Below are 9818 nucleotides of genomic sequence, written 5' to 3' on the forward strand. Positions count from 1 at the left end.
TATGTGTTCTGGCTGGCCCATTCTGCCCAGCGCACCCTCTTTGACAATGGCGGCGGCGGTTGACATCATGTCAAACAATATTGACACCCCCTTGGACTGCAACGCATGGATCTCCTGGCATTCAACATCCTTGTCCAGATCATCGAACACGGAAACCTGAGCCAGGCGGCAAAGTTCTTGAACATGTCGCGGGCCAACGTGAGCTACCACCTGGCCCGGCTGGAGAAGTCCCTGGGCGCATCGCTGCTGCGCAGAACGCCCCAGGGCGTGGAGGCCACCGAGGTCGGACAGCGCATCTACCGCCATGCGCGCAACATCCTCAACGAGACCGAGCTGGTGCGCGAGCTGGCCCAAAGCAGCACGGACGACATCTCGGGAAAGATCGGGCTGAGCGTGCCCACCGGCTACGGCCACCTGGTCATGGCGCCGTGGCTGATCGAGTTCAAGCGCGCCCATCCGCAGGTGGTGCTGGACATCCGCCTGGAAAACTTCATAGACAACCTGCTCAAGGACAGCGTGGACATCGCCATCCGCGTCATGTCCGACCCGCCGCCCATGCTGGTGGCGCGCGACATGGGGCCGGTGCGCTACAGCCTGTGCGCCTCCAGCGACTGGCTGCGCAGCCACCGCCTGCCGGAGACCCCGTCCGAGCTGTCGCGCACGCCGCTCATCACATCGGGCGGCGAAAGCGGCAAGGTGCGCCTGCAGATCGCACGGAACGGCCAGCCGCTGGAGGAGCTGGACATCACGCCCACGCTGATGTCGCGCAGCTATCCTTTCCTGTGCGACTGCATCACCGGCGGCCTGGGCGTGGGGCTGGTGCCCGACTACATGGTGCGCCGCCAGGTGGAAGATGGCCGCGTCGTGCTGGCCATGCAGGACTACGAATTCAGCATCAACCAGGGCCGCATGTTCATGCTGTACATGCCCAACCGCTTCCAGTCCGGTGCCGCCCGGGCCTTGATCGACTTTCTGAGCGACAGGATGGGCCTTGCGCGCATCATCCGGCCGGGTGACTTGCCCGACACGGCGCAGACCTTGCGACCGCCGGAATGACGCGGGAACAAAGTTTGTAGACGACTGGTCGGTTTTTGCGTTAGACTTCGATCCCATGAAGAAACCCGCACAGGAAACACGCCAGCACATCCTTGATGTGGCCAAGGCGTTGATGACCCAGAAAGGCTATACGGCCGTCGGCCTGGCCGAGGTCGTCGCGGCCGCGGGCGTGCCCAAGGGCTCCTTCTACTACTACTTCAAGTCCAAGGAAGAGTTCGGCCAGGCCCTGCTGCAGGAGTATTTCGACGAGTACCTGGCCAAGATCGATGCGCTCATGGAAACGCCCGATCCGGCCATCTCCCGGCTGATGACCTACTTCCGCCATTGGACGCAGAACCAGTGCTCGGCCCATGCAGGAGGCCAGTGCCTCGTGGTCAAGCTGGGCCCCGAGGTCTGCGACCTGTCCGACGACATGCGCTCGGTGCTGCGCACCGGCACCGACGCCATCATCACCCGGCTGACCGACTGCGTGCGCGCCGGCCAGGCCGATGGCTCCATAACATCCGACCTGGACGCGCCTGCGCTGGCCGAATCGCTGTACCAGCTGTGGCTGGGCGCCTCCCTGCTGTCCAAGCTGGGCAGGCATGAGGAGCCATTTGCCGCAGCCCTTGTGTCCACGAAGCGGCTGCTGGGCTGAGCACGCCTGGCCGCCGCTTTTTATTTGCCTTGTTTGTAGACGACTGGTCAACTTCAAACCCTTCACCTCTTACCCATCCCTCTTCCTCTTTGTTCAACCACCACCACTGCACACCATGACCGACCACAGCCTTCACACCGATCTGTTCTCCCCCACCCAACTGGGCGGCCTGTCGCTCGCCAACCGCTTCGTCATGGCCCCGCTGACCCGCAGCCGCGCCGGTGACGACGGCGTGCCCACCGAACTGCACGCCGCCTACTACGCCCAGCGCGCCAGCGCGGGCCTGTTGATCAGCGAAGCCGTCAACATCTCCGCACAGGGCCGGGGCTACAACCTCACGCCCGGCATCTGGACCGAGGAACAGGTCGCCGGCTGGAAGAAGGTCACCGACGCCGTGCACGCGGCCGGCGGCAAGATCGTGGCCCAGCTGTGGCACGTGGGCCGCTACTCGCATGTGGACCTGCAGCCCGGTGGCGTGGCCCCTGTCGCCCCCTCTGCCATCAAGGCCGAAGGCGTCACCTTCACGCCCAACGGCGTGGCCGAGGTATCCATGCCCCGCGCCCTGGAAACCAGCGAAATCCCCGGCATCGTCGAGCAATACCGCCATGCGGCCGAATGCGCCAAGCGTGCAGGCTTTGACGGCGTGGAAGTGCACTCGGCCAACGGCTACCTGCTCGACCAGTTCCTGCGCGACTCCACCAACCACCGCAGCGACGCCTATGGCGGCAGCATCGAAAACCGCGCCCGCCTGACGCTGGAAGTCACCGACACCGTGGCCAAGGTCTGGGGCGCCGACCGCGTGGGCATCCGCCTGTCGCCCGTCACGCCCAACGCCGGCAACACGCCGCTGGACAGCGATGTGATGGCCCTCTACGGCTACCTCATTCCCCAGCTCAACCGCTTCGGCCTGGCCTACCTGCACGTCGTGGAAGGCGCCACCGGCGGCTCGCGCGAACTGCCGCCCGGCGTGGACCTGGACGCGCTGCGCAAGCTCTTTGACGGCGCCTACATGGGCAACAACGGCTATGACCTGGAACTGGCCATGGACCGCCGCGCCAAGGGCCTGATCGACACCGTGGCCATCGGCCGCCCCTTCATCGCCAACCCCGACCTGGTGGCCCGCCTGCGCCACGGCAAGGAACTGGCCGTGGCCCCGCACGAGGCCTACTACGGCGGCGGTGCCCAGGGCTACATCGACTGGCCTGCATTGACGTAACTCCCCCTGAGCGGCTTACGCCGCTTCCCCCGTTGCACGGCGCCCTCTCTCGCTTCGCGGGAGAGGGGCGTCCGGGCAGCCGGCGACACCCTCGGTGCGGGGCGGCGCGGCCGGCGTAGGCCCTTCCTCGGTGTCCCTTGCCTTGGGCTGCACCAGTTTTATGAGCCACGCCATCTACGGCACACTGGCTGATCCGTGTCCCATCGAAAGACCAAGCCATGCAACTGCTGATCGTGGGCGCCACGGGGCTGGTGGGCAGCCAGGTGCTGCACCAGGCCCTGGCCGACAGCCGCATTACCCGCGTCGTGGCCCCGGTACGCCGGGCGCTGCCGGCGCATCCCAGGCTGCTCGCCCCCATCGTCGATTTCGAGCACCTGCCCGAAGACGCCGACTGGTGGCGGGCCGACGCCCTGGTCTGCACCCTGGGAACCACCATCAAGACAGCCGGCAGCCAGCCGGCGTTTCGGCGTGTGGACCATGACTATCCGCTGCTGGCCGCACAGTTGGCGCGGCGCCACGGCACGCCCACCTATGTGCTGAACTCGGCCATGGGCGCCGACGCCGGCTCGCGCATCTTCTACAACCGCGTCAAGGGTGAGCTCGAGCGCGACCTGGAGGCGCAAGGCTTTGCCTCCCTCACCTTCGTGCGCCCCGGCCTGATCAGCGGCCCGCGCACCGAGCACCGCGCGGGTGAGCGCTTCATGGTCGGCGTTCTTGGCGCCCTGGGCCCGCTGCTTCCCCGGCGCTGGCGGCTCAACCCCGCGCACCGCATTGCGCAGGCCTTGATAGAGGCTGCTGTCAACGCCAGGCCCGGCGTCCATATCGTGGGTTCCGAGGCGCTGGCCGAATGAACCCGGCGCCTGCACGCGCAAAAACAGAACCCTTCAGGAACCCCTGCATGAACCCGCATATCGCCCCGGTCGATCTCGCCAAGTCCTACCGGCTGATCAACCACGGCCCCACCGTCCTGGTCTCGGCCCGCCATGGCGGCGTGGACAACGTCATGGCCGCAGCCTGGTGCTGCGCGCTGGACTTTGCGCCTCCGAAGCTCACCGTGGTGCTGGACAAGGCCACGGCCACGCGCGCCCTGGTCGAGCAAAGCGGCATGTTCGTGATCCAGGTGCCTACGGCCGCCCAGTTGCAGCTCACGCACCAGGTTGGCACGCGCACCCTTTCCACCGATGCCGGCAAGCTCGCCACCAGCGGCGTTCAGCTGTTCGGCATGGAAGGGTTCGACCTGCCCTTCGTGGACGGCTGCGCCGGCTGGCTGGCCTGCAGGCTGATCCCCGAGCCCCACAACCAGCAGGCCTACGACCTGTTCATCGGCGAGATCGTGGGCGCCTGGTCCGACACCCGCGTGTTCAGCGACGGCCACTGGCACTTCGAGGACGCCGACCCCGCGCTGCGCAGCCTGCACTATGTGGCAGGCGGGCAGTTCTATGCGATTGGGCAGGCGTTGAACGTGCAGGACGGAACGCCCTGAAACTCGCCAATGGCGGCATGGCTGTATTGCACAATCCAGCCATGCTCTCGGCCACTGCCTCTTCCCTTGCCTCTTCCCTTTCCTCTTCGCGCGCAGTCCCCACGCGCGAAACCTATTCCGAACTGCAGCAGGCCTACGAGCACTTCAACCAGCGCCTGTTCGACGATGCCCTGCCCCACTGCCTGATCACGCTGCAGCGCGAAAAGCGCACCTGCGGTTACTTCTCTGCGGCGCGTTTTGCGTCGCTGGATGGCAGCACCACGGACGAGATTGCGCTCAACCCCGCCTACTTCGCGGCCGTGCCCATCATCGAGACGCTGCAGACCCTGGTGCATGAGATGACGCACCTGTGGCAGCACCACTTCGGCAAGCCGGGCCGCGCGCGGTATCACAACGAGGAATGGGCGGACAAGCTGGAATCGCTGGGCCTCATGCCCTCGTCCACGGGCCGGCCCGGCGGGCGGCGCACGGGCGACATGATGGCCGACTACGCCATTGCGGGCGGCCCCTTCCTCGCGGCCTGCGAGCAGTTGCTGACCACGCGCTTCCAACTGAGCTGGTACGACCGCTTCCCGGCCATCGAGCATGTGGTCACGGGCCAGTGGAGCATGGCCACGCAGATCCAGGGCATGCAGGGCACCCAGCCGCCCATGTCCTCCGTGCCCGCCCTGGCCGAAGCCGTGCGGCCCGTGGGCACGTCGGTGGCGGTGCCGGGCTCCACCACCGGCGAGACCACCGTGCAGCCCGTGAACAAGTCCCTGCGCGTCAAGTACCGCTGCGGCGGTTGCGCCGCGCCCGTCAATGTCTGGGGAAAGCCGGGGCTGAACCTGATCTGCGGCGATTGCGGCAAAGGCTTCATGGCCCAGGATTGATCAGCGGGCAGGAGTCTTGCGCGGCAGCTCCAGCACCGCCTCCAGCCCGCCCCCCTCCCGGTTGCCCAGCACAATGCGCCCGCCATGCGCCTTGGCCACGGCATCGGCAATGGACAGGCCCAGACCAAACCCGCCAGAGCCCGCGTTGCGCGAGGCCTCCATGCGGTAGAACGGCTCCAGCACCTGGGCCAGTTGCTCCTGGGCAATGCCCGGCCCCCGGTCCAGCACGTCGATGCGCAGCAGATCGTCGCTGTCACTGATGCGCAGTTCGGCGTCGCGGCCATAGCGCAGCGCGTTCTCCAGCAGGTTCTGCAGGCAGCGGCGCAGGCTGTGGGGATAGCAATCGAGCGGGCGCAGGGCGCGGCCCGTGATGGGGATGTGCACTCCATGCGCCTCGCCCAGGTCCTGGGCCACGCCCTGCACCAGGGCGTTGATGTCCAGCGCCTGGCGCTCGCCGCGCGCGTCGGCGCCGGTGAGCATGTCCAGCGTGGCGGTGACCATGGCTTCCATCTCCTGCAGATCGCGGCGGAATTTGTCGCGCAGGGCTTCGGGCTCCAGCATTTCCGAGCGCAGGCGCAGCCGCGTGATGGGCGTGCGCAGGTCGTGCGAGACGGCTGCAAAGAAACGCGTGCGCTCGGCCACGCCATCGGCGATGCGCTGCTGCATGGCATTGAAGGCCTGGGCCGCCTGGCGCACCTCGCGCGGGCCGTCCAGCGGCAGGGGCGGGCTTTTGAGGTCCTTGCCCAGCGCGTCGGCCGCGCTGGCCATGCGCGCCAGCGGGCGCATGGCCAGGCGCACGGCCAGCAGGGCCACCACCACGACCACGATGATGCGCAGCAGGTAGATGCGCAGCACATAGTCGGCCAACGCCCAATAGGGCCTGACGGGGTAGCCAGCCTCGCCCTCCACGGCCTGCACCTGCAGCCACTGGCCGTTGCCCAGGCCCAGCAGCATGCGCACATGGGCTTCGGGCTCATGGGCAGTGAGCAGGGTCTCTGCGCCGCCATGCAGCTCCAGCGCCAGCAGGTGAAAAGGCACGACAGCGCCCACGCGCCGCGCCAGCACATCGGCCAGCAACTCGCCGGCCATGACGTCGGCTGCATCGGCAGCGTCGGTCTGCTGGCGGTCCATGAGGTGCCGCGCCTGGGCGCCGTCCAGCAGGGCCAGCTGGTAGCCCTGCGTGCTCAGCGTGCCCACGGCGGCGGCCCGCGCCTCGGGCGGCAGCGAGGACAGCAGCAGCAGCGAATCGGCGGCGCGCGCGCCCAGCAGGCGCAGCGGCACCTCCAGCAGCTGGCTGCGCCGGCTTTCCCACCAGATGGTGCCCGTCAGCGCCTGGGCCGCCAGCATGCCGGCCACCAGGATCAGGGCCACGCGCCCGGACAGCGTCTGCGGCCACAGGCGCCGCAGCAGCGCGCCGGCCTGCATCCAAGCCATCACGATGCCTGCGGCACCACGTCGCAGGTCAGCACGTAGCCGGCGTTGCGCACGGTGCGGATCAGGCTGGCCTGGCGCGCAGGGTCTTCCAGGTGCTGGCGCAGTCGGCTCACGCAGACGTCGATGGCGCGGTCCTGGGCCTGGCGCTCGCGGCCGAACACATGGTCGGCCAGGTAGTCGCGGCTCAGCGTGCGGTGCGGGTTGCTGGCCAGGGCGCAGAGCACGCGGTAGTCGGACTGGGCCAGCGGCACCAGCACGGCCTGGGGCGAGCGCAGCTCGCGCGCGCGCATGTCCAGCGTCCAGCCGGCAAAGCGCAGCACGGGCAGATGCTCCGGCTCGCTGGCCGGCGCCGGTGCCTGGGCCACGCGGCGCAGCACCACCTTGATGCGCGCCAGCAGCTCGCGCGGATCGAAGGGCTTGGGCAGGTAGTCGTCGGCCCCCATCTCCAGGCCCAGGATGCGGTCCAGCAAGGCGCCGCGCGCCGTGAGCATGACCACGGGGATGTGGGTGCGTTCGCGCAGGCTGCGGCACAGGGCCAGGCCGTCCGTGCCGGGCAGCATCAGGTCCAGCACGATGAGGTCGGCCGCATGCCGGCCCAGCCAGTCCCACATGGCCTGGCCGTCACCCACGGCGGCCGGGCGCATGCCCGAGGCGCGCAGGTAGTCGCACAGCAGCTCGCGGATGTCGGGATCGTCGTCCACCACCAGGATGCGCGGCCCCTGGGCGGCCGGGGATGCGGCGGCTGGTGCGCTCATGGATTGCATTGGCGCACGGCGTTTTGTAATGGAATGTTGTGGCGGCAGCCTGTGCAATGGAGCATTGCATTTGCCCGGCGGCCGCTGGCCTGTCTGCGCTGTCGCGTCACTAGAGTCCTGCTCGTCAATAAGAACGATTTTCATTCTAGTGATTCGTCGCCATGTCTTCTCAGCACTCCAACAGTTTCCCTCCGGCCCTGTCCACCAGCCTTGCGCTGACGCTGGGCGCCTTCTCCTCCCTGGCCGTGGCCCAGACTGCGGCCGCTCCGGCATCGCCCCTGGGCACGGTCGAGGTCCGCTCCACGCGTGAGGCGCCTGCCTACCAGCCCACCGCCGGGCAGTCGCCCAAGCTCACCCAGCCGCTGCGCGACACGCCGCAAAGCATCAGCGTGGTGCCGGCCGAGCTGATCCGCGAGCAAAACGCCCAGAGCCTGCAGGAGGTGCTGCAGAACGTGCCCGGCATCACCTTCACCTCGGGCGAGGGCAATCTGGGCTGGGGAGATTTCTTCACCATCCGCGGCTTCTCGGCCGAGCAGGCCATCACCATCGACGGCGTGCGCGACGGCGGCATGGCCAGCCGCACCGACACCTTCAACCTGGAGCAGGCCGAGGTCTACAAAGGCACAGGCTCGGTGGAGTCTGGCGTGTCCGCCGTGGGCGGCAGCGTCAACCTGGTCAGCAAGGAAGCCAGGCGCGACACGTTCTACAACAGCTCGGTGGGCGTGGGCAGCGATGGCTACCGCCGCGCCACGGCCGACCTGAACCGCAGCGTGGGCGAGACCGGCGCCGTGCGCCTGAACCTCATGAAGCACCAGAACGACGTGGCCGGCCGCAACGGGGTGGACTATGACCGCTACGGCGTGGCAGCCTCGTTCGCCCACGGCCTGGGCACTTCCACGCGCACCGTGGTCAACGTCTTCCACCAGGTGGACGACAACACGCCCGATGGCGGCCTGCCCATTCAGCGCGGCACGGGCGGCCAGGTGATGCCGGGCGTGCCGCGCAATGCCTGGTACGGCGCCTCCAACCTCTACACCCAGCAGTCGCGCACGGATATGGTGACGGCCCGCGTGGAGCATGACCTCTCGCCCGCGACCACGGTGCGCAACCAGTTCCGCTACGAGCGCTCGGACAACTGGAGCGTGCTGGCGCCCGCGCGCTTCAACAGCGGCAGCAGCAAGAACTCGCTGGGCTATGTGGGCCTGGGCGGGCTGGTGACGGCGCCGGGCGGCATCCTGTCCTATGGCGACTACGGCCTGGTGGACACGGCGGGCGCCAATGCCTCGCTGCGCCTGGCCTCGGTGCCAGTGTCCAAGCGCTACACCATCGCCAACAACCAGACCGATGTGCGCACCAGTTTCGAGACGGCAGGTTTCAAGCACGACCTCACGGCAGGGCTGGAGCTGTACCGCGAGACCTATGGCGACCGCGAGCGCAGCATGGACCTGCCCACGGGGACGCTGGGCTTCGACATGGCCAACCCGGCCACCATCTTCCCGGGCACGCCCACGGTGGTGGGCGCGGGCAGTGCGCGCGCCACGGTGCAGAACGCGGGCGTGTATGTGAACGACACCATCACCTTCTCGCCGCGCTGGCAGGCCCAGACGGCGCTGCGCTACGACCGCTGGCAGGCGAACAACGGCGGCGCCAGCCGCACGGACGGCGCGCTCGGCGGCCGCCTGGGCCTGGTCTACAAGCCGGCCAGCGAGGGCTCCATCTATGTCTCCTACAGCCGCGCGGCCCAGCCCTCGGCCATGGGCGTGACCACCAACAACGGCGTCTACGGCACGGCCGCCCAGCTGGCCTATGCGCCGGCCCTGTCGCGCACCTGGGAGGCGGGCAGCAAGTGGGACGTGCTGGGCGGGCGCCTGTCGCTGACCGGCGCCGTGTTCCGCACCGAGCTGAGTGAATCGTGGGAGTACAGCCCCGACAGCGTCTCGCCCGTGCGCGCCCTGCCCGCCAAGCGGGTGCAGGGTTTCGAGCTGGGCGCCCAAGGCGAGATCACGTCGCGCTGGTCGGTGTACGCCGGCCTGTCCCACTTGAATAGCCGCCTCACCAAGGGCGCGAACGAAGGTGCCGAGGCCAGGAACGTGCCCGACTGGAGCGGCAGCGTCTGGACCTCCTTCCTGGTCACGCCCGCCGTCACCCTGAGCTGGGGCGCGCAGTACGTGGGTGAGCGCCGATACACGGACAACGTCATGGTGGGCGGCCAGAACAATACGTCGAGCACCGTCAACGGCCCCAACGGCGTGCACCCCATCTATGTGGCCGACCACGAAAAAGCGCCCAGCTACTTCGTGCAGAACCTGGCGCTGGGCTGGGGCCACAAACCCCCCCGCCCCGGCCCCGTGGGGGGGTGCAACGC

General features: G+C 68.4%; 9 protein-coding genes. 7 read left to right on the top strand and 2 right to left on the bottom strand.

Annotated features, from left to right (window positions below; all coding sequences use genetic code 11):
• The first annotated feature begins 105 nt into the window (after nt 1–105).
• The 6 genes from IAE24_RS27920 (at nt 106) to IAE24_RS27945 (ending at nt 5264) form a co-directional block, all read left to right on the top strand.
• Nucleotides 106–1056, top strand: coding sequence for a LysR family transcriptional regulator (locus IAE24_RS27920; protein ID WP_199962321.1), 951 nt, complete (start codon nt 106–108; stop codon nt 1054–1056).
• Nucleotides 1057–1111: 55 nt separating this feature from the next.
• Entirely contained in the window at nt 1112–1693 is a 582-nt protein-coding gene (locus IAE24_RS27925; protein ID WP_012205713.1) for a TetR/AcrR family transcriptional regulator, read from the top strand.
• A gap of 115 nt (nt 1694–1808) precedes the next feature.
• Nucleotides 1809–2909, top strand: a complete 1101-nt coding sequence (locus IAE24_RS27930; RefSeq protein WP_199962322.1) for an alkene reductase — start codon at nt 1809–1811, stop codon at nt 2907–2909.
• A gap of 218 nt (nt 2910–3127) precedes the next feature.
• Nucleotides 3128–3760, top strand: a complete 633-nt coding sequence (locus IAE24_RS27935) for an NAD-dependent dehydratase (RefSeq protein ID WP_199962323.1) — start codon at nt 3128–3130, stop codon at nt 3758–3760.
• 47 nt (nt 3761–3807) lie between these two features.
• Nucleotides 3808–4392 carry a flavin reductase family protein gene (locus tag IAE24_RS27940; RefSeq protein WP_199962324.1) on the top strand — a complete coding sequence of 195 codons (585 nt, stop codon included), beginning with the start codon at nt 3808–3810 and terminating at the stop codon, nt 4390–4392.
• Nucleotides 4393–4433: 41 nt separating this feature from the next.
• Complete coding sequence (locus tag IAE24_RS27945) at nt 4434–5264, top strand: SprT-like domain-containing protein (protein WP_199962325.1); 831 nt, start codon at nt 4434–4436, stop codon at nt 5262–5264.
• Here IAE24_RS27945 and IAE24_RS27950 read toward each other — a convergent pair whose 3' ends face one another.
• Entirely contained in the window at nt 5265–6698 is a 1434-nt protein-coding gene (locus tag IAE24_RS27950) for an ATP-binding protein (RefSeq protein ID WP_199962326.1), read from the bottom strand.
• Entirely contained in the window at nt 6698–7462 is a 765-nt protein-coding gene (locus IAE24_RS27955; protein WP_013802320.1) for a response regulator, read from the bottom strand. Before IAE24_RS27955 ends, IAE24_RS27950 begins: the two co-directional genes overlap by 1 nt.
• Nucleotides 7463–7614: 152 nt before the next feature.
• On the opposite strand from IAE24_RS27955, the gene IAE24_RS27960 reads away from it, so the two are divergent.
• The coding region (locus IAE24_RS27960) for a TonB-dependent receptor (RefSeq protein WP_200016406.1) at nt 7615–9818 on the top strand (2204 nt) is incomplete at its 3' end.

This window comes from Delftia sp. S65 (assembly GCF_016516495.1).
Taxonomy (GTDB): domain Bacteria; phylum Pseudomonadota; class Gammaproteobacteria; order Burkholderiales; family Burkholderiaceae_C; genus Comamonas; species Comamonas acidovorans.

What these genes read in the sequence shown, in the direction of transcription:
- IAE24_RS27940 (WP_199962324.1), top strand. Translation starts at nt 3,808, where the DNA reads ATGAACCCGCATATCGCCCCGGTCGATCTCGCCAAGTCCTACCGGCTG.
- IAE24_RS27920 (WP_199962321.1), top strand. Translation starts at nt 106, where the DNA reads ATGGATCTCCTGGCATTCAACATCCTTGTCCAGATCATCGAACACGGA.
- IAE24_RS27930 (WP_199962322.1), top strand. Translation starts at nt 1,809, where the DNA reads ATGACCGACCACAGCCTTCACACCGATCTGTTCTCCCCCACCCAACTG.
- IAE24_RS27925 (WP_012205713.1), top strand. Translation starts at nt 1,112, where the DNA reads ATGAAGAAACCCGCACAGGAAACACGCCAGCACATCCTTGATGTGGCC.
- IAE24_RS27945 (WP_199962325.1), top strand. Translation starts at nt 4,434, where the DNA reads ATGCTCTCGGCCACTGCCTCTTCCCTTGCCTCTTCCCTTTCCTCTTCG.
- IAE24_RS27955 (WP_013802320.1), bottom strand. Translation starts at nt 7,462, where the DNA reads ATGCAATCCATGAGCGCACCAGCCGCCGCATCCCCGGCCGCCCAGGGG.
- IAE24_RS27935 (WP_199962323.1), top strand. Translation starts at nt 3,128, where the DNA reads ATGCAACTGCTGATCGTGGGCGCCACGGGGCTGGTGGGCAGCCAGGTG.
- IAE24_RS27950 (WP_199962326.1), bottom strand. Translation starts at nt 6,698, where the DNA reads ATGGCTTGGATGCAGGCCGGCGCGCTGCTGCGGCGCCTGTGGCCGCAG.